Source organism: Olivibacter sp. XZL3, assembly GCF_004368405.1.
In the GTDB taxonomy this organism is placed as follows: Bacteria; Bacteroidota; Bacteroidia; order Sphingobacteriales; family Sphingobacteriaceae; genus Olivibacter.
This window is the reverse complement of record NZ_SBJH01000059.1, coordinates 33,614-53,288: the sequence shown is the minus strand read 5'-3', so window position 1 is coordinate 53,288 and position 19,675 is coordinate 33,614. Positions and strand designations below refer to the sequence as shown.

The 19,675-nt window shown below is 41.4% G+C and carries 17 protein-coding genes; 3 read left to right on the top strand and 14 right to left on the bottom strand.

Annotated elements, in window-relative coordinates; translation table 11 throughout:
* Positions 1 to 2: 2 nt before the first annotated feature.
* A complete protein-coding gene (locus EPX21_RS12520; protein WP_134090035.1) occupies positions 3 to 215 on the bottom strand; it encodes a hypothetical protein in 213 nt (70 codons plus the stop codon).
* A gap of 1,371 nt (positions 216 to 1,586) precedes the next feature.
* Positions 1,587 to 3,002, bottom strand: coding sequence for an undecaprenyl-phosphate glucose phosphotransferase (locus tag EPX21_RS12515; RefSeq protein ID WP_134090034.1), 1,416 nt, complete (start codon positions 3,000 to 3,002; stop codon positions 1,587 to 1,589).
* A gap of 461 nt (positions 3,003 to 3,463) precedes the next feature.
* On the opposite strand from EPX21_RS12515, the gene EPX21_RS12510 reads away from it, so the two are divergent.
* From EPX21_RS12510 to EPX21_RS12500, 3 genes are all read left to right on the top strand, one after another.
* The gene (locus tag EPX21_RS12510; RefSeq protein ID WP_166670749.1) at positions 3,464 to 4,285 is read left to right on the top strand and encodes a sensor histidine kinase; all 822 of its coding nucleotides are present in this window, start codon (positions 3,464 to 3,466) and stop codon (positions 4,283 to 4,285) included.
* Positions 4,286 to 4,981, top strand: a complete 696-nt coding sequence (locus EPX21_RS12505; protein WP_134090032.1) for a LytTR family DNA-binding domain-containing protein — start codon at positions 4,286 to 4,288, stop codon at positions 4,979 to 4,981.
* Positions 4,982 to 5,130: 149 nt separating this feature from the next.
* On the top strand, positions 5,131 to 5,808 hold the full coding sequence (locus EPX21_RS12500; RefSeq protein WP_134090031.1) for a CpsB/CapC family capsule biosynthesis tyrosine phosphatase: 678 nt from the start codon (positions 5,131 to 5,133) through the stop codon (positions 5,806 to 5,808).
* Positions 5,809 to 6,035: 227 nt separating this feature from the next.
* Here EPX21_RS12500 and EPX21_RS12495 read toward each other — a convergent pair whose 3' ends face one another.
* The 12 genes from EPX21_RS12495 to EPX21_RS12440 form a co-directional block, all read right to left on the bottom strand.
* On the bottom strand, positions 6,036 to 6,395 hold the full coding sequence (locus EPX21_RS12495) for a hypothetical protein (RefSeq protein ID WP_134090030.1): 360 nt from the start codon (positions 6,393 to 6,395) through the stop codon (positions 6,036 to 6,038).
* 119 nt (positions 6,396 to 6,514) lie between these two features.
* Positions 6,515 to 7,264, bottom strand: a complete 750-nt coding sequence (locus tag EPX21_RS12490; protein ID WP_134090029.1) for a tyrosine-protein phosphatase — start codon at positions 7,262 to 7,264, stop codon at positions 6,515 to 6,517.
* A gap of 179 nt (positions 7,265 to 7,443) precedes the next feature.
* Positions 7,444 to 8,721 carry a nucleotide sugar dehydrogenase gene (locus EPX21_RS12485; RefSeq protein WP_134090028.1) on the bottom strand — a complete coding sequence of 426 codons (1,278 nt, stop codon included), beginning with the start codon at positions 8,719 to 8,721 and terminating at the stop codon, positions 7,444 to 7,446.
* Positions 8,722 to 10,632, bottom strand: coding sequence for a nucleoside-diphosphate sugar epimerase/dehydratase (locus tag EPX21_RS12480; protein ID WP_134090027.1), 1,911 nt, complete (start codon positions 10,630 to 10,632; stop codon positions 8,722 to 8,724). It abuts the gene before it with no gap.
* 204 nt (positions 10,633 to 10,836) lie between these two features.
* The gene (locus tag EPX21_RS12475; protein WP_134090026.1) at positions 10,837 to 11,802 is read right to left on the bottom strand and encodes a glycosyltransferase family 4 protein; all 966 of its coding nucleotides are present in this window, start codon (positions 11,800 to 11,802) and stop codon (positions 10,837 to 10,839) included.
* 6 nt (positions 11,803 to 11,808) lie between these two features.
* Positions 11,809 to 12,711, bottom strand: a complete 903-nt coding sequence (locus EPX21_RS12470; protein WP_134090025.1) for an NAD-dependent epimerase/dehydratase family protein — start codon at positions 12,709 to 12,711, stop codon at positions 11,809 to 11,811.
* Between the two features lie 17 nt (positions 12,712 to 12,728).
* Positions 12,729 to 13,562 carry a glycosyltransferase gene (locus EPX21_RS12465; RefSeq protein WP_134090024.1) on the bottom strand — a complete coding sequence of 278 codons (834 nt, stop codon included), beginning with the start codon at positions 13,560 to 13,562 and terminating at the stop codon, positions 12,729 to 12,731.
* A gap of 9 nt (positions 13,563 to 13,571) precedes the next feature.
* On the bottom strand, positions 13,572 to 15,314 hold the full coding sequence (locus EPX21_RS12460) for a DUF4838 domain-containing protein (protein WP_166670748.1): 1,743 nt from the start codon (positions 15,312 to 15,314) through the stop codon (positions 13,572 to 13,574).
* Positions 15,315 to 15,373: 59 nt separating this feature from the next.
* Complete coding sequence (locus tag EPX21_RS12455; protein ID WP_134090022.1) at positions 15,374 to 16,438, bottom strand: glycosyltransferase family 4 protein; 1,065 nt, start codon at positions 16,436 to 16,438, stop codon at positions 15,374 to 15,376.
* On the bottom strand, positions 16,428 to 17,546 hold the full coding sequence (locus EPX21_RS12450) for a hypothetical protein (protein ID WP_134090021.1): 1,119 nt from the start codon (positions 17,544 to 17,546) through the stop codon (positions 16,428 to 16,430). Before EPX21_RS12450 ends, EPX21_RS12455 begins: the two co-directional genes overlap by 11 nt.
* 146 nt (positions 17,547 to 17,692) lie before the next feature.
* Positions 17,693 to 18,796 carry a glycosyltransferase gene (locus EPX21_RS12445; RefSeq protein WP_134090020.1) on the bottom strand — a complete coding sequence of 368 codons (1,104 nt, stop codon included), beginning with the start codon at positions 18,794 to 18,796 and terminating at the stop codon, positions 17,693 to 17,695.
* A 14-nt stretch (positions 18,797 to 18,810) separates the two neighbouring features.
* Positions 18,811 to 19,674, bottom strand: a complete 864-nt coding sequence (locus tag EPX21_RS12440; RefSeq protein ID WP_134090019.1) for a glycosyltransferase family 2 protein — start codon at positions 19,672 to 19,674, stop codon at positions 18,811 to 18,813.
* Between the last annotated feature and the right edge of the window lies 1 nt (position 19,675).

Below are 19,675 nucleotides of genomic sequence, written 5' to 3'. Positions count from 1 at the left end.
TTTTATTCTGCTGGAGTGATTGAACCAATTTGAAGATAGCGCTGGATAACATACGCGGCCTGACCTTCATCACTTAACAAACCACTTTCCCAACTTGGAGATTGGTCCATCGATGTGATGCGATAACCCGGTGCTGTAAATTTCGAGGTAATCTTGTCGGAAAAGTTTGCTTTATCAGAAATACGCATAAGTTCAGCACTAAGTTCAAAAATCACCTAATTTGCGCTAAAATACATATTCCATGTGGTATTTTTGTGCACATTTTTATGAATTTTTGTTAAAAAATCAATCCTTTTGTTAACCGAACGTTAACGAGAACCCGTTCTAGTTGATTTTTATCGAATATAAATGCAAAAAAGGAGTTTGACAAAAGTATTCGTTTCTCTTGTGTACAAACTACACAATATTGTGTAAATACGAATGCAAGATCAGATTAAACAAAGGAAATTATCTGATATTAGGAATAAATCTATTGCAGAAAATATAATCAGCCTTAGAAGTTGCGAGAAACAATTCCTAAGGCTGAAGCGGGAAAGCCACTGTGCAAACAAAGGCTTTTACAACTCTTTCGTGATTAACGTCATGTATTCTCCGTCAATCTCAAAGTCGTCAAACTGAGTCAAATGCCTCAACACGAAAAAGTGTTCGGAATTTCCCCTGTTCCTATGTTGTATTCGCTGGCGGTTCTTTGAGTTGCAGGATGACCTAGGCCCCTGCCTTAATAAGGCGGGCGTGTTTAACTTCGCTTTCATTTACAAAACAATTAGGTGCTTACTGTATTTCGCTTCAAATGTACGTTTTAATTCGTCTTTTGTTTCTTACGGCAACTATAATAATGTTCTTGATCTCCTCATTTTAACATTTTTTAACGTACAGATGATATTAGTTTAATTGGTAAGCACTGGTTCTTAATTTCTTCAGGCTTTTAACGCAAATATGAGTAAAAGGATGGCAGTCAACGAGATAGAAAGGAATAAATGTGTATCAATGGTTTAATTGTGAGTATGATGATGTTTCAACTGATCTCTCCAGTCCCCGAAGTTTCGGGGTCGGTAGAGAGAACGTAGGGGTACGGATCTCTCCACTTCACTACGTTTCGGTCGAGAGGACGAGGAGTGGTATAGTATAGGTCGAGAAGGGATATAGTACAGGTCGAGAGAACGTAGGGGTACAGGTCATATAGGGAAGTTGATAGAACACAGAAACGTCTAATAACCTAGCAACCAACGTCGTACTGACCTCGAGTGCTCGGGAAGGCATCTATTGTGTTAATCATATATGGATCTCTCCACTTCACTATGTTCCGGTCGAGAGGACGAGGAGGGGTATAGTATAGGTCGAGAGGACGTAGGGGTATAGGACATATACGGAGGTCGACAGATCACAGGAACGTCTAATAACCTAGCAACCAACGTCGTACTGACCTCGAGTGCTCGGGAAGGCATCTGTTGTGTTAATCATATATGGGTCTCTCCACTTCACTACGTTTCGGTCGAGAGGACGAGAAGGGCTATAGTACAGATCGAGAGAACGTAGGGGTACAGGACATATACGGAGGTCGACAGATCACAGGGAACGTCTAACAACTAATAAGCCTGCTTGTCGCCAATGATCATTCGCCAAAAGGTGAGAAAGATAATTTTAAGATCAAGAAGGAAGCTCCAGTGCTCAATATACCAGATATCATGCTCGATACGGGCTTTTAAAAGGTTCGGATTGCTCGATTCGCCCCGTAGTCCGTTCACCTGAGCCCAACCTGTTATGCCGGGTTTGGCCTGATGCCGAACGAGGTAATTTTTCACGACATAGGCGGCCTCTACATTCATTAAGGACGCATGCGGCCTGGGGCCTACAACCGACATCTCTCCCGAAAGTACATTCAAAAACTGTGGAAATTCGTCTAAGCTTGTTTTTCGCAAAATACGTCCGATAGGCGTAATACGGGGGTCGTTCTTTTTCGCCTGCTGAAATTTGCCCTCCTGATTCGTATCGGGCGCTTTCACATACATCGACCGAAACTTGTAACACAAAAATGGTCGGTTCCGTTTACCCCAACGTTCCTGCTTATAAAATACCGGTCCTTTGGAGCCCAACTTAATAAGCAGCGCAATGATGGGAAACAACCAAGAACAAACAAAAACCAATACGAACAGACTGAAAAAAATGTCAAAGGCCCGTTTGGCAGCCCGGTTATAGATATCTTCCAAAGGTTCATTACGCACGCTCAACAGCGGAAAACCACCGATCATGCTGAAGGCATAGGAACCGGGACTATTCATTTGAAAAACATCGGGAATAACACGTAAGCGAACCGCGTATTCGCTTAAAACAGAAGCAATCTCCTTGGTGCTATAAGGCGTATCGGGGCCATCCGCAATGAACACTTCGTCAATATCATGAATATCGCCCAAGGGCTGATCGCCCACCATTAATACACGCCTGCCCATAGCACTGTCGGACTCGGCAAAACTGAGCGCCCCCTTTATATGCCGGACCACCTCGTACCCATAATACTTGTTTTCTTTGATGTATTTACAGAATTGTTGTCCGTGCTCCCCTCCGCCGATTACCAATGCTCTTCTACGCAAATAGCCGTGACGAAACACCATGAGGTATACGCGCTTTAATGCGATCTTGCTGAGTGGGATGAAAAAAGCAATGAGGCAACCGTAAACGACAACAAAGCGCCGGGAATAATCGTCCTCTTTAACGGCAAAGATGAATAAAACGACCAGCATGATTTGCCATAAAATGGTATTGGCAGTCTTAAACAGCTCGCGCATCTGGTTTTCCTGTATCTTATCTTCGTATAGGCGATTCGACCGGGCAGTAACGTACCAACCGCAAAGCAAAAACAACAAAAAGCCGGCGTCATATAAACCGAGCTCATAAAAATACGCGTAGTTACTAAATCGTACGGCCAGAAGGAAGGAAAGGATAATAAAGAAAAAATCACTTACCACATGGGTAAAGTGGAATAGGTAACGGCTACTTAAATCCATATGATCATCGCGAGAAAAAATGAACAGTTCTGTATATTTACGTGAAAGCGCCCTACAAATACCGTACCATTCGATGATTTTCAAAAAAACAACAACTTCCTCTTGAATCTGTTAGAAAATTGTGCTATTACCCGCCCAATCCTTAAAAAATGCTCGTTTTCGCACGATTTACACTAAATTACTCCTCAATAAATTATCGGTTTAACAATGTTTAAAGCTTAAATACTCAATTTTTCTATTTTTTTCCACAATCCGTGAAAAAATGGCATGATTTTTCGCTATACCTATTGTTTTCGCAGTGGACTTTGAAAAACAGGACGCTGTCTTAAAAGCTCCACCATGCTGAACGATGATTTTTGACTCTATTTCATGCTGCCTGCAACGATGAAAATTAAATGCTTTTTAAACAGCTTAACAAGTAAATGGCTTTTTATTTAACAAAGATTTTGTTGATTTCAAACATGATAAACGGATTTTCCAGTTCCACATTTGCCTTTAGTCTTTCTGGAAGCGCGGTATGGCTCAATTGGGATGCCCCTTGGATTGTTTGTGCATTTCTTGTGCTGCTAGTCGCCCTGTTTATAGGCCATCGGAATAACAAATTACGCATTAAAAAATTAACAGAAGTTCACAAACAGCTGGAAGAAAAATATACAGCGCTCATTCAGGAACGTCATTCGAGTTCCCTTTTACCGGACGAATCGTATCACCGCGTTAAAAACAACCTGCAATTTGTGTCCTCTTTACTGAACATGTACCGTCGCTCGAGCGATCATCCGGATGTGAAATTAGCGCTTCAAGACGCTGTAATGCGCTTACAGTCAATGTCGCTGGTGCATCAAAAACTATACACTGACCATCGCGAAGGCCTTATTGATTTAGCACACTATACCAATGATCTGGTAGATTACATCCTTAAAAGTTACGCCGAACATGGACGCGAAGTGCGCAATGAAATCGACGTCTGTACGGCGCTTATGACAGCGGAGACGGTGATCCCTTATGGGCTTCTCATCACAGAATTGATAACCAACTCGATCAAATATGCCAAACCCACAGAAGAGCAATTAAAACTACACATCCAGTTATCGTCCGAAGAGGGAGGGCGCTACCACTTGCTTTATAGGGATAACGGCAAGGGGATAAGCTCCGACGTAAACTGGCAAAGCCCGGGCACGATGGGCCTACGGTTGCTAACCAACCTGACTAAACAACTACAAGGAACAATCGATTACGAATTTAACGATGCCTCCATTTTTAACATTAAATTTATTGGAACATAGATGCAAAATTTACGAATTCTTATAGTTGAAGACGAGCTTATCATTGCGATGGATACGCAAGCTATGCTCGAAGAAATTGGCTACACCGTTTGTGGCATTGCCTCCAGTTACGAAGAGGCTGTTTGTGCGATCAGGGAAAAAAGACCGGATCTTTTGCTGCTAGACATCGGACTTCGGAATAGCCGGACGGGCATCGACATTGCGAAGGTTGCGCGCGCAAAAGAGATTCCTTTTATTTTCACCACCTCTTACGCCGATCCGGCCATGATTGAACAGGCAAAAGAAACACGCCCTTATGGATATTTGATTAAGCCTTGCACAAAAATAGACCTGTACGCGGCGATAGAGATGGCCATCAGTCACTTTCAAAAAGAGGAAGAACCGGGATTATTCTTACCCATGGGCAGGAACAAGCATCGTGTATCGCTAAAAGATCTCGTCTTCATAAAGGCGAACGGGAATTACGTAGAACTTAAAATCGGTGATCGCCGCGTAGCCCTCCGGAAGAATTTAAAAGAGTTTGAAGCAAAGCTTCCTTTGGGACATCCTTTTATGCGAGTACATAAATCGTATCTGGTAAATCGCGATCACATCCAGTCCTTCAATCAGTTAGAACTGCTGCTCCTGGATGGAACGCATCTCCCTATCGGAAGAACTTTTTTCCCCGATTTGAAGGCTAGTATGCTGATTGTTTGAGGCTTTTATAATAAATCAAACCATTTACTACCATTTACATACCGAAAACAGCGTTTTAAACACAAAGTCACGATTAAAAAAGTATCACAGCAAGAATTATCGTAAATTTGGGTAAACACAGAGGTTAAACATTTTAAAATCGTATGGACATGTTTTCAATATTACCTAAGCACTCGGCAACGTATCCGGCCAACGGGATTGGAAGCATACTCTTTGCCGATATACATGTCGATCTGCTGAAACCAGGTTTCGGCTATTTCAACACCAATGAAGTGACGGAAGAACTGCGCAATTCGGGCTATGACTACATCATAGGCGCAGTGAATAAAGAAACGATAGATGCCTCTACGTTCAACATGGCGCTGCCGCTTCGTACAGTACGGCTTTATCACTTGCAGGAGGACGGCTCGGAGCTGAACGGACCAAAACTGGAGTCGGTAAGAGGTAAATACATCTTCATAGAAGCCGATAACGACATCTTAAGCAGCGATCTGGAAGATGCTGTTGCTTTCTTGGTGAATAAAAATCTTATACCGGTGCTCACCAAAGCGGAAACTTACAGCTGCCTGCTGGACAATTACCGGAACATTCATCGGATCAGCACCCTGGGCTGCTTGTTGCAGACAGATATGAACTCGCTCCTGGGAACGAACGGAGCGGAGGCAAAACGCTTGGCCCAAAAACTATTAAAAGACGAAGACGTCAGTTTTATCGGATCGGGCGCCCGGAATGCAGATGAGCAGATGATGATTAACGAGCTTTTTCTTTCGAAAAGATTGCAGAAACTGCTGAGCTCATCCCAGATAAAAAACAAAGAGATTCTTTAACCAATACCCTAAATAATGAGGCGTCCTCGAGACTGCCGCCACCCACCGTCAGATTTCTCCCTGCATAGGCAGGGAGGTATTTGGAGGTATGGCACCTTCTTACTTCCTCATAGCAAAGAAGTGCTGCTGTCGTCATGTCGACCAGCGCCCGGGACATCTGTAATCTCCAGTATTAAAGAAGTACTAAAGTATAGTAAGATAGTACTAAACCAGTATCAACTCCAATCTCAGCGCGTTTCCTTTTTACTTGGAGCCTTTTCTTTTTTAAAAAGAATGAGTTTTCCATTTCTTAGCTCGTACTTAAAATCAGTTCCGTCGAGCTGCTCTTCAAGTACGTCCTTTACAGCCGCCGCTTGGTAGTCCGCCGGCTTGGCCTTTAACGAGGCAAAGTCGAGGACGTTAAACTCGAGCCTGGCGCCCATATGGGATTCTAACCTAAAGAACACACTTTCTAAGCGCTCGGCGGCATAAACCTTGAAAGTCACCTTCTTGTCCAATGGATTTGGCGCCTGAGCGCTCGTTGCGGCACTGCATAAAAGAACCAGGCCGATGACGGCATAGCATGGTAATTTGTTGAATTTAAACATCGCTTTCGTGGTTGAACACGTGAAGGTAACATTTTTTTTACGCTAAAGCAAAAATATTTACACATCATCCGTTCAGCCAATTTTTTGTGCTCCTTCCATATATCTCGCATACAGAGCAGCTAAGATCTCTGCAGGCAAAGGCTGGAATTCAACAGCGGCGCATTTTCCAGCATCCGCCGCATTTTGCGATCAATTTTATAATTAAGCAATTTTTGTAGGTGACGATCATGATGTAAATCGGTACCGATTAAATCTACCAGCCCTGCTTCTAAAAGGCTTAAAGCCGTTTGCTTTTCGTATTTACCGTAATAACCGGTAAGCGAGAGGGCATTGACCTGTAAAAGGGCACCTCTACTTTTTAAATCTTCCGCCTTTGCGAGGTTACCAAACATAAAGTGATAGCGTTCGGGATGGGCAATTACCGGCTTATAGCCTGCCGTCTGTATCTTGAAAAGGACATTCGAGAAGTTGGGAAGCTCTGAAAAAAACATGGTTTCGACCAGTACCAAATCGCCCTGCAGTGGTAAAAGTGCTTCATTCCCCAGCTTAGCCTCAAACTGCTCGTCCAGCATATACTCCGCAGCATAGCGGATTGGCACTTCCAGCTGCTGCCGTTCCACCTCCTCTTTCAACCGCTCATAGGCAGCGCTAATACTTGCGGCCGTATTGGGATGGACTTCGGCATAGATATGTGGCGTCGCGATAAATTGTTGATACCCGATACTTTTCAAACCGCCTATAAGCTTCAGGGAGCTTTCAAGATCCTTCGCACCATCGTCAATGCCTGGAAGGATATGGGAATGCATATCAGTATGGAGCAGTTCGCCTAAAGGAAAATGGACGGGAGCAGACTTAAATATAGAAAACATAGCATTCACATTTATCAGGATACCAAAGTTTTAAGAGAACCTTAAATTTGGCGCAACACATTTTTATGTAAAAATACATAATTTTCGCGGTCATCGTACCATTGAACTGATTCTCTTACTACCATAAGACAGCGTTCTTGTGCATACTTTATGGATCCATTAAGCGCTGGAGCGAGCAGCTATAAACGTGCATCCACCAACGACTTATCTAACACGCTTTTACAATCAAAAAGAATACCGTTTTGACTTTTCAGCCTGCGATAATTCAGCTCATTAAATTCGTCATGGGCTACGGCCAGAATAATTACATCATAACACTCATTATCCTCCGGCTTCGCCCGTAGCGAGATCCCGTATTCCGTTTTGGCAATCTCCTTCGACGCCCAGGGATCATAGACATCAACCTGTAAGCCGAACTGTTTCAATTCGATATAAATATCGACAATACGGGTATTACGAATATCCGAGCAGTTCTCCTTGAAGGTAAGCCCTAGGATTAAGGCCCGCGCATGCTTAATCGGTCGATCCTTTGCTATCATCATCTTCACAACCTTATTGGCAACGAAAGCCCCCATTTGATCGTTCACCCGACGTCCGGACAAAATAACCTGCGGACTGTAGCCTACTTGTTCTGCTTTGTACGAAAGGTAATAAGGATCTACACCGATACAATGCCCTCCAACCAAACCCGGAGTAAATCGTAAGAAATTCCATTTAGTAGACGCCGCTTCGATTACATCCTGCGTATCGATATTTAACTTGTCGAAAATCAGCGCTAACTCATTCATAAACGAAATATTAACATCTCGCTGTGCATTCTCTATGGCTTTGGCCGCTTCTGCCACTTTTATTGAGGGCGCTAAATGGGTGCCCGCTTCAATAATGGAAGCGTATAAATCGTTAATGTAAGCAGCGATCTCAGGCGTTGATCCGCTGACCACTTTTTTAATTTTGGTGATGGTATTAACCTTGTCACCGGGATTGATGCGCTCGGGGGAATAGCCAACGAAGAAGTCCTCATTGTATTTGAGTTTCGAATACTTTTCTAAAACGGGTACACAATCCTCTTCTGTGCATCCCGGATAAACGGTGGACTCATAAACAACCACATCGCCCTTTTTCAACACCCTGCCCAACATCTTACTGGCCGTCAATAACGGACCTAAATCCGGCTTTTTGAAAGCATCTATGGGAGTCGGAACGGTGACAATGTAGATGTTGCAATCGGCTATACTAGCGACGTCGGAACTGAAGGCCAGCATCTTTTTGGCTTTTAAATCCAATATATTGGTTTCTCCGGTGCGGTCGCAACCTTGCTTTAATTCTTCTATCCTTGATGTATCGATATCAAAACCGAGCACGTTAAATTTTCTCGCAAAAGCCAAAGCCAAGGGAAGGCCGACATAGCCGAGGCCTATTATCGCAATCTTCGAAGTTTCCGTGAGCTTCTGTACCATTTATAATACTTCACTTTCCTCATCCAGCTCTTCAAAAGGAGAATTCTTACTCACAAATTCAGGAACAATAACCTTCATCTGTTTCACAACCGCCATATTATCTAATTTCTTAGCCAGTTCCAGCAAGTTCTCTATCGCCATACAAGCGTCGACATAATCGTGATTAATAACCTTGGCAATACTGATCTTTTCGTGATGAGTAGGTAAGGTCAACTCGTCAGAATTTAACAGCTCTTCATATAATTTCTCACCGGGCCGTAAACCGGTATAAACGATATCGATATCAACACCTGGATGTAAACCGGCAAGCTTAATCATCTTTTTAGCAAGATTTACGATCTTAACCGGTTGCCCCATATCAAAGACAAATATCTCCCCGCCGTTACCCATCGTTCCGGCCTCCAATACCAACTGCACCGCCTCAGGAATTGTCATAAAATACCGAGTAATTTCAGGATGGGTTACGGTAACCGGGCCACCCTTTTCGATTTGCGAACGAAACCTTGGTATCACGGATCCATTGGAGCCCAACACATTGCCAAAACGCGTAGTGATAAACCGGGTATTTTTGTTAAAATGGCAGTTATTTAAACTCTGTGTATAAATCTCCGCGATACGCTTAGAAGATCCCATTACATTGGTAGGATTCACAGCCTTGTCGGTTGATATCATCACGAACTTTTCCGTACCGTATTGCACCGCCAGATCCGCAACGATTTTCGTCCCCCCCACGTTGGTGCTAATGGCTTCGCATGGATTATTCTCCATCAAGGGGACGTGCTTATACGCAGCAGCATGATAAACCAACTGCGGTCTTAATTGTTGGAACAGCTCTTCCATACGTCCGTGATTGCGAACGTCGGCAATCACGATTGCACAGTTTATATCCGGGAAGGATTCCTCTACTTCCAGCTGCATCTCGTGTAAAGGAGATTCGGCCTGATCGCAGAGTATCAATAATTTCGGCCGATAAGCGAGCACCTGCCGCACAATTTCGGATCCAATGGATCCCGCCGCGCCCGTAATCAGCACCCGCTTATTAAATAAATCTGCTTTTACACGGGCGTTATCAATTTTTATCGGCTCCCTTTGCAATAAATCTTCAATGCGGAGGTCTTTGATCTGGGATTCAATAATGGTACCGGACAGCCATTTATCCGGGGTTGGCGCCGTTACCACCTGTATTTCCGCTCGCAAGCATCGCTCGATGACCACTTGCTTATCGCGCTCATTAAGTCGATCGTTCAACAGAAGCAGCTTATCAACGTTCTTTGTACGCTTCAAATGTGCCAGATCTTTAATATGGTACACCTTGCGTTGTTCCAAGGAATTATTCAACCGTGCCCGTTTAATATCGATAAAACCCACCACTTTGTAACGGGAGGTAACACTTCTTTCAAGGGCTTGCTTTACCAGCACCGCCTTATCATCCGAACCATAGACAAGCACATTGATCTTATCCTTCTTTTCAACGCGGTCGCTCAAGTACCGAAAGGTGCCTTTCGCAGCCATACGTAAAAAAATCAATAGTGACGAGCCTATAAAAAAGTTTACCAATAGCACCTGTTTAATACGCAAGGAATGGATCCCGAAATACGGCTGTACAACGGTAATCAATAAGAGGTAATAGAAAATGCTCGTGAACAACATGGCCAGAAATATGCGGAGTATATCCGACATATTTGAATAGCGAATCAGTCCGGTATGCGTTTTCAACAAGTAAAACACCGGAATGCAGGCAAAAACAAATGAATTGGTATAAATGAAAAAATGACCTCTCAATATTTCAGGAAACCTAAACTCCTCCGATATAAAATAGGCTAACACAAAGGCCCAGCTCGCCAAAATTAAATCGGCCAAAAAAATGACCCATCTGGGAAGTACTTTGTCATCGGTTAAAATTTTCCTCATTCGATATACTGTTTACTTTGCATACAGGTTAAAGAGCCAACTTTTTATAGAAATCTTTTACACCATCACCATAATTATGAAACTCAATGCACCAAGATACAAAATTAAACAAAATTAACCACTTCCTGCCACATTTGAATCAAGCGATTTGTAATCAACCTAAATTTCCAGTGCTAAATAGCTCTTAAGAATACGTATTCTATATCAAATGCCTTTACCTTGGATCCGCTTTAACACCTGGCCCTTAATCGCTATATAGGCTGCACTCAATAGAAGTAACAGCACCAAGGAAAAAACTACCTGAACACCAAGCTCTTTACCTGCAAACTCTATAACAAGTAAGCCAATCAAAAGTTGCAATAAGCCATAAGAAAAGGCGATTAAGAGCCTATTCCCCTTGGCTTCGTTGCTTAGGTACTGATATAAATGGCTTCTGTGTGGCTCGAAGATGTTTTCCCTTTTCAATAGCCGATGTACTATTGTTAAGACGCTATCTATGCCATAAACCGCCAAAAATAATATGTATATGAAGTTTTGTGTATATAAAATTAGACACCATAAAATGAAAACGAGCATGAAGGACATTCCCACGCTGCCTACATCTCCGGCAAAACATTTTGCTTTCGTCCGAAAATTAAACAATGTAAAAACTAGGTTACCGAGTGCAATACAGTATAGAAACCGCTCGTCGATGTAATTTATTTTGGTATCCATATACCAAAGTAAAAACAACACCGCAAAACTGTACATGGCCGTAATGCCATTAATACCATCCATGAAATTATAGGCATTCAGCATACCGATAACGACTACCAAAATGAGTAATAGAACCCACCAGGGAAACGTGCCCAGCTCCAATTGATAACACAACAAACTGACAGCAACAAAATGCACCGCAATCCTTAACTTACTGGAGAGGGTAAAGAGGTCATCCAAAAAACTGATCAGACAGACCAGGGTTAATCCTAGAAAAAAATAGGGATACTGAAAGCCCGACCAAAAAAAATAAAAAAGTGCGGCAAAGTAGAATACAATCCCGCCGCCACGGATGGTAAGGGCGGTGTGGGAACTTCTTTCATTTGGTTTATCGATGATATTAAAATGATCGGCAAGTCGGAAATAGATCCGGATCAGCAAAAACAACAGCAGAAATATAAGTAAATAGATCATGTGCTTTTAAATGTCGAAACTTTTAATCGTGTTCTTTAAACCCTCCCTAGATGAAATCGGAAGGCTTTCTATATCGATAGCACGCTTAATTTTTTCATTACTTACTATATAACTTTCTGTCATCTTTTTTAATCTTTCTGAATTGAATGGCAAATGTAAAATATCGCCTATTCTGGCCAATGCTCTTATTAAACCTTTGTTAGGGGAATAAATCCGTACTTTTTTGCCGCTGACTTCCCCAATGACCTTTATCACCTCCGTTGTAGACAATGGGGTATCATCAGCGACATTATAAACGCCGCTTGGAATCTCCGACTTGTTAATGATCGATTCGATAACAAATAAAAGATTCCCTATCGAAAGAAACGATCGCAAATTGGTAAACGCGCCAAGCGGATAAGGTATTCCTTTTTTGACGACGCTGTATAGTAGGTTCAAATTGCCCTTGTTTCCTGGGCCGTGAATCATGCAAGGACGTAGAATAAACAAACGCTTATCTGGTGGCAGGGCTTTACTTAATAAGTACTCTTCAGCCTGTAATTTAGAACGACCGTATGGCGTAAGCGGCCTTGGAGGAGCTTCCTCGGTAAGAGGCGAATTCTCCACCGTGTCAGCAATAGCTTTGACACTACTCAAAAAAATAAAGTCTCTAGCTGAGCTTGCTAGAAATTCCGTAAACACGCGTTTCGTTAAATTGGTATTTATTTCAATATAGTCTTCCGGCCGTGCCACTTTCTTTACGTCGTGAGCCTTACCGGCCAGATGGACAACTACATCTACATCATTGGGCCATTTACCAGTCCAATCGTCTCTGTTAAGCGAAAAGGGAAACAGTTCATACCTCCCCGCAAATACTTCAGCAAGATTTCTTCCTACAAATCCGGATGGACCGGTATATAACAATCGCATACCACTAATTAATAATATTATATATTCCTCTTTCTTAAAAAGCTATTATAAAGAAACAAGACCATCTTAGGAGGAAGCAAACGAATTGGTATTTTGGTTATGACATAAGTAGCTGCCTGCAGAAGACTGAAAGCCTGAATCCTTAGCGCGTACGAAACAAACTTCAACTCCTTTTTAGCATAGTGTAATCCACTGCGCCTCTTGATAGTCTCAAGACCATCGCCTATACGAAAGTACAGCAAAACCTCTTGAAGATTGTGAAATCTGCAGCCAGCTTTCATCATTCTAAGGAACAATGTATAATCTTCAAAAAGCAAAATCTCTCCAGAATAGCTGCCGGCAGCGAGAACTGCCTCTTTACGAAACATAATAGTGGGATGATTAAACGGACTTCGGAATTGAATATTTTTAATCAATGCCTCATGGGTTTCTGGATTAACTTTATAACGCTTCAAATCTCCAGGTACACGATTAAATTCTTCAATGTTAGTCCCCAAAATGTCAACAGTTCTGTTCTTTGTTAGAAATTGGACTTGCTTCTCAAACCGAGTCGGAAACGCTATATCGTCAGAATCCATCCTTGCGACCCATTCATAACTACACTTCGTTAAGCCTATAGATAAAGCTGATCCCAAGCCTTGATTCTCTTTCAGTGCAACCACCTTCATTAGATCCGGATATCGTCGAACGAAACCCTCTATGGTGCGCTCTAATGCGTCGCCTAGCGGACCATCCTTCACTAAAACAATCTCTTTAGGCCTGTAAGTCTGATTTATAACGGATTCTAGGGCGAGATTTAACTGTTCACTTTTTTCTTTATGATAAACCGACATCAACACGGAAACCGCCATTTCTCAATGCTATTTTATTAGATCTGACAAAGAAACAGCTTTTTTGTTGATTTTCATATTCTCGACTCCTAGAGTTTTTGCCGTCCGCAAAAACCGCTCTTTTCTTCCATTCGCTGAAACTTTCTTTAAAATAGTACTCACGAGTCCTTTTGTAGGCTGATCGGAAGTCAGCAAACAATAGTCTACACCGATGCGCGTGCGGTCAACTCGCTCTTGTAAAACCGAGTCCCCTGCAACGGCTTTCGCAGCTTTATCTAATATTCTATCGTATTGCTCGAGGTATTGCGGTTTCAAATACCCTTGTTGTCCGCCCCAAAAACGGAGAGCAGATTTTTCTTTAGCCACATTCGCTTTCAGGGCATTCAAATATTCTAACACATGCTTTCCTGCTTTCCCATAATATGCCTCAGTAAAATTCTTCTCCAGATCTTCTTGACTTAAACTTGGGTCCCATAAAAGTTTTGCCAGAACATACGTTTTAAGCTCATGCAGATCGCCTCCTTTAAGCTTTTCAAAACCCTCTTCATACACGTATTTTATACCGTTGTCCTTAAAATAGTTGATATTCGCTTTAAAAGTGGGGAGCGTTGGATACGGCAGTAGGACATTTGAGTAAAAATCTGTATAATCCCAGATCATCAGATTATTGGTTATCGCTTTCCAGCCCTGCAAATGTTTATCCACAGTACTATTGGCTGAGGACGCATACGAAACGTTATGAAAGGCACCACTTGGAGCGTAACAAATTAGGACATTCGATGCTGGTTTGACGCCGGGCTTTGGAGCGAATCGTGTTTGGTCGTATGCTAGGGTCACTATGGTTTCGCTCGGAAAAGCGGCGGCCACGTTATTAACAAAACGCACTAATTGCCCACTTACTCCATAAACATCGTGCTCCTTCTTACAATTATCACATTGACAAACCTTATCAACATCTTCCATAGCAACAAACCAGTACTTTGCCTTCGGTTTGCTTTTAACTTGCCTTTCTAAAGCTTGTTTTAATACGCTCAATACTTCAGGATTACTGTAACATAACTGCACTGCCTGTCTTTTACCGTTGATAAGAGAATAATACTCGGGATGCTTTGAAAAATATGTCGTAGGGGGAACGAGTCGAAAAGATGTATGAGCAAAAGCTCCCCACTCCGAATAACCTGCACCCCGATCTAGGGCATGTGTGATCTTATGCCAATCCATATATAAGGGATCATAAGCTATTTCATTATATATATCCCTGAATATAAATGTCGGGTTCTCGATTAACGAAAAGTTTTCGTCAACGAAAACATCGCGCGATTTAGGCGTTTGCCACACATTGGGCGCAAGATATTCTACTCCGACTATCTTTTGAAAAAACGAATAAACTGCATATACTGGGGCTTTACGACTATTTCCTCCAATAAACAAATCACCATTCCGCACTGCGATTTTGATGCCGTCATTTTTGACTCCAGCGAATATATCGCTTTTCCTCGCTTTTTCAGAATTGCCGATATAAATAGCTTTCTGCGTTCCCACGGCCCCTTCTTGATTAATTACAAGTTGCGCACCTGTAAATTTTTGAAGATATTTTTGAAGTTCCTCCGCTCCTTTTTTTTCTTCTGAGGAAGCATCTTTCGGAAGGGCAATGCAATAAGATGACTGCCCCCCTTTAACGAGAAAAAACTGGTTCTGCGCATTTAACTCAAAGCAGGCAAAGAATAGAAAAAAAAATAAGCAAAGTGTTTTAGTCGTCTTGTTCAAATGCATAAAACTTTCTTTAATTGTAAAACTTTTCAGAATTTTGATCATAAATCATACCAGTATCCCTAATAGCTATTCTTCCAGTTTGCAAGATAAACGTTCTCATATTTGCTTGCCATAATTTTTGGCGTAAACCGATTATCATAAGCCTCTTTGATAACTACGGAAAGTTTCGATTTTGATTCATTTGCCGACAATATAGCTTTTTGCAGTGACATTAGGTCGGTTACATTGAAAAACCTTACTTCATTATCATTAAACATCTCCCGGTGCACAGGTATATCCGAACAAACGGCCGGTAGGCCAATACTTGCCGCTTCTAATAAAGCGAGCGGCACGCCTTCTGCGTAAGACACCATTGCATAAATATCAAAGTAAGACAAATAAGGTAATACCTCTCGTCTTGAACCAAGAAATAAACACCTATCATCCACCTTCAACTGGCTTGCCAACCGTCTTAAATTTTCTAAATACGGACCATCCCCCACTAAAACGAAAGCATACCCGGGTAAACTAGGAAGAGCTCTGATCACCTGGCTAAGGCCTTTGCGTCTAGTAACAAAGCAAGTTGATCCGATCAAAATATTGCTTTCCTTGAGTGTTTTGAGTTTTGAATCGTCTTCCTTGCTAATCTTGTTATAGGAAGCCGGCAATGCTCGACCATTATGGATAACTACAGTTTTGATCTTTGGCAATAGCGCTTTATAGTAGCGTTCCATATAGTGGGTGAGCGTGACGATGGAATCATGTTTTTTCAATGCATATACCCACAATTTCTCAACAAAAGATGCAAGCAAGAAATTATGGCTAACGCTATACTCTTCTTTGACAATATTGTGGGTTGTTGACAGACAAAAGCATTTTATGAACCGCCGATTTTTCCGCACATACAAATCAGGTCGAAGGCCGTGGGTATGTATAACATTAAACTCTGAAAATGACTCTTTCCCAAAAAAGGAAATTCGCCTCTTTTGTGCGGGCACTTCTATAGGCTCTTCAATTTCGTCAAAATAGAAAACAACAATCTCTTGGAACAGTTCTCTATTTAAATTTGAAATGATATCCCTTACAACCAAAATAGGTCCTTTGTTAGCCAAAGAAGGAACTACAAATGCCAACTTACACATCATTATCTAACTCGTTTGTTTTTATTAATGGCGACGCCCCTTGAGCAAGCATTATACCTACAAACAATAATATAAAAATATCAATCTTATACAAAAGCGGACGTTGATAATAGGTTAAAAAGATCACGCCCAAAGAGATTAGGCTGAAAAGAAACTGTTTGCGCCAAGGGTGAATAACAATAAAAAATGACAATATATATATTGTAAAAAGCATTCCTTTTTCGAAGATTGCAACTCTGTATGATAAACTTCCGGTACCAGTTTCTTCTCGATAAGATCCTTTGCCATTCCCAAGCCAGTATTGCATCCCTCCTTCCGTTACAAATTTTTCATACCCTTCTGTCATGACCTCCCTATTATTCTCCAAACCTACAATAAAATCGCCCTTCCATATCAAGCGATCATTCAGTGCACGTTGAATGATTGGATTTGATGCACTAATTATTGGAATAGTAAAACATAACAGAAGATAAGAGGCTCCCAGAAAGAAAAATGTAAAGAATATCTTTTTTATCTTTTCTTGCATAGTAGCGACGCCTATCCTCGAAAAATACGCTAAGGGTAAACAAAGTACGACGAAAAACATTGAAAAGGATAAAACTCCTGCCACTAAATAAAGTCGATATTGCCATTTTGGCAAGACGTTTCTATAATAAAAGACAACCATGGCGGCAAAGGTCCCCACGACGCCAGGCTCATCAAAAACGGCAAAAAATCTGTAGCGCACAAACTCTAAAGAATAAAGAAGATGATAAAACACGATATAAGACCTAGAATCGGAAGGTCGTATCCACACGCCACTTCTAAGATCAATTCCAAACTGAAACAAAATATAAAAGAAAAGTCCAGGCACCATTAAAATAGCTATCCATTTAAGAAGGAGCCTTGCAATAAACACCTTTTCATCATTTCTAAGTAGCAGGAAAGTCCAAACAGGCATAGCCATAGAAACTATGTACATAACCGATTTGAAGACGTTTTCTTCGTCTACTGTCGCCCACAAAAGAGGTATTGAGATTAAGAACAAAACATAGTTTTGCTTTGAATTTCGAGACAACAAGAAAAGTAACCAAACAACGTTGACAATTTTTAATGAGTAGTGAACAGCCATTCCCAAATGGGTCTGGCTCCAGAGTATATATGAATCCAAAAGTGTAACTACAGTCAAAAGTATACAAATAAGTTTCCTCAAGTTAAGATCATTGAGAAGCTTTCTTGTATTAGAGAATTCGTATGGGACTGAGTTTACTTTCAATTTTAACTGATAATGGTTTCTATTTGCGTTTCCCAGCTATAATTGCGTACACCGACATCCTTAATTTGCTGAGGCGAAGACGAAATTCTGCTATACCACTGCAATAAACTAAAAATAGGCAAAGGTGTGTCGTCACTTGGAAGTTCGTATACAAAATCGTAAGCGGTCAATTCCAAATCGTCATGAGCTATCACAAACGGCAAGCCAAAATCCATATACTCAAAGACCTTCAAGGCACTTCGGCTACTCATACCTACACGATGCAAACCTAGTAATCCCAATCCGATATGACTTTGGTTATATAACTCATTTAAAGCCTCGCCGGATTTGAAACCATGAAAGACTACAAAGTCTTGAAGATTAAGCTCATTCACCAAAACCTTTAAGTTCTCAATTTCATGTCCACCGCCTACTAAGTGTAGGAGAACCTTGACTTTCGAATCAATTTCTTCTCGTAAATATTCTGCTATCCCACGTATAGCTCGGTCCGCGCCGTGCCACATAGCAAAGTTGGCTACCATTATCAAATTAAACACATTACCGACCGTTTTCAACGAAAAGCCTAGATTCTGCGCTGAAAACGAGTATCCGTTACTTATTCGAAGAGTTTGTACCCCATTTATAGTCCAAAAGTCTTGCGTTGTAACAGCGTTTGTAATTAATGGTGCTATCTTTTTATGCGTGAGCCAATCGAGCCAAATCATTAAACTTTTGATCAACTTATGCTGCCTCATCTCAACTTGATATGGATATGTTGGATACTCAATGTAAATTTTATCTGAATGCGAGCGGAGGTACTTAAATATCTTAGCAAAATTAGGAGGCATCATTCGATACCGCATATAAATAACATCGTAATGGAGACTTTGACCTCTTAAAGCTGATACGATATAATTCGGCTGAGATATATATTTTTTCATTGGACCGTCGATGGTGCCTATTACCGAATCATTCAAAAATATCGTTCCCTTTCTATAATAAATGTGATGAACTTCAAATCCAAATTTTGCGAATGCATACTTCTGACCTTCTATTTTTTTTATCACTCCCAGCTCTGTCGGATCTAAATAGTCTACAAAAGATATGTATAAAATTTTTTTCATCATCAAATTTAAAAAATTTAAGCGCGCTGTGGCCGCTTCCCGAACGTCACACGTGTTGCTTCAAACCCAAATATAACCCTAAAATAATAATGCAAAAAGTATATTTGGATCTTGTTTAAAACTGATAAGCCCTTGCCATATATTTTAATCGGAACAATAGCATCTCGTGGGGAAGGCGGTAAAAAACTTCTCAGCAGCATGAATATAGCTGTCAACCTACTTTCATAACCCTTACCAGCGACCCGTTTAAACTTTTTTATAAGACTCAGCATTTCGCTTCGTGCTGGATGTCTTATCACAGTTTCAGACGCATAGGAAAGTTTAAAACCCTTTGCAGTTGCGCGGCGACACCAATCAAAGTCGCTACCTGAGTACAGTTGTGCATTGAAGGGACCTACTAAATCGAAGACATGCTTACGCGCCATCATATTGCCAGTAACACTCAACCCCTTACTGGCTGTGCGGTCTTGCTTGAAGGAAAACACCTCTTCGTACATTTCAGCCAACGTTTTCTTTTCATTCGCATATATCAATTCTATTTTCCCAGCGGCTATACCGACTTCATTATTTTCTTGTAAAAACAATAAGCCATTTGATAACCAATTTTTATCGGCAATACAGTCTGAATCGGTAAACGCAAAAATTTCACCCTCTGCCTTCTGTATACCGTAATTCCTTGCAGCATACGACCCGGGAATAGGTTCATGAAAAACCCGCGCATTAACCGGTAGAAAAAAATTGGAAGGCAAGTTGTGATACGGGTTATTATCAACAATGAGAATCTCAAATTCGCTTTTGTCTAGCGTCTGCCGTTCTAACGATCGTAAGCACAGCGACAACCGCTGCCAATCATTGTATGTAGGGATTATTACTGTAATCATA